A 1,174-nucleotide genomic window follows, 5' to 3' on the forward strand; every position below is an offset into this window, starting at 1 on the left:
CAAGAGCAGGGTCGAAATCAGGACGCGGCAACGGTCATTACGCGGGCCTCAGCAGGTGAAACGGAGATGGCGCTCGCACGGGTTAGGGCAAGCCAGAACCCAGTGATTCAGGGATGGAAAGCCATCTGGAGTGAAGCGACGAAAGCATGGGGGGCCATGCAGGCGAGTACCGGTGCTGGCCCACAGGCGATGCAAATGCAGCAGCTGTTGCTGGCAAACCAGCGAGACGTTGCGACGATGAACAAGGGTGTCGCGGATGGCATGAGTGCCGCATGGGTGTATGAGTACCAGCAGCGCATCGAGACCCGCGCCAAGCAGATCAAAGAAATTGCAGCGGACCTTTCGAAGGAGCGAAAGGACGCCGAGTTGAAGGCCGCACAGGCAGCGTCTCTGGACTTCGTCGCCGAGATGGACGGCATCATCGATAAGCAGGAATCCAAGATCAGTAAGAAGCGTGCTGAGATTGGTCGGATCAATGGCGAAGCTGAGATTGCTCGGAAAAAGGCCGAGGCGGCTGGCCTTACGACCGAAGTCGAGAAGATTGAAGAACGCCGTGCAGCCGCGGTCGAAGCGATCGAGAAGAAGTACAAGGAGAAGACCAAAGCCAGCACTGGGTCTGCTGCCCGAGGCGCAGGCCTCCAAGGCTACAAGGACGACCTGGTGCAGGAACAGGCGACCATATCGGCGAGTACCCAGACCCTGCGCGCGGAGTACGCAGCCCGTCAGATCACGGCTGAGGCCTACTACAGCCGCATGAAGGAACTGACGCAGGCCAGCACGGACGCGGATGCGCGATCGCTGCAGGCACAGATCGACTTCCTTCAGCGGCAGAACGTCGCGGGCAAGGAAGGAATCACGGTCAAGCGCCAGTTGGGCGAATTGGAGGCGCGGCTGGCCAAGGTGCGCACCGACGGGGCCGCGAAGCTGCAGGTGCTGGCGACCGAGGAAGAGCGCGCGGTCAAGACCCGCAGGAACGCGATCGCCGCGTACTCGGACGCGCTGGAGGCCAGCAACGACGCCTTGCGGCGTCACCTGGAGACGCGAGTTGCCCAGGTTGGCATGGGTGATCGTGAGTTCGAGATCCATATCAGCCTGCGCACCCTGGGCGAGCTGCTCGGCTCGGCGCCGCCCTCGGTGAGCCGCATGTGCGACCGGCTGGAGGCACTGGGCTTCG

1 pseudogene is annotated in these 1,174 nt (G+C 62.4%); it reads left to right on the forward strand.

The features are described from left to right. Nucleotides 1–1,086: 1,086 nt before the first annotated feature. Nucleotides 1,087–1,174 (forward strand): annotated as a pseudogene (locus tag AB0E19_RS38845) (MarR family transcriptional regulator); the annotation flags it as partial.

This window comes from Streptomyces sp. NPDC047974, from assembly GCF_040653375.1.
Taxonomy (GTDB): Bacteria; Actinomycetota; Actinomycetes; order Streptomycetales; family Streptomycetaceae; genus Streptomyces.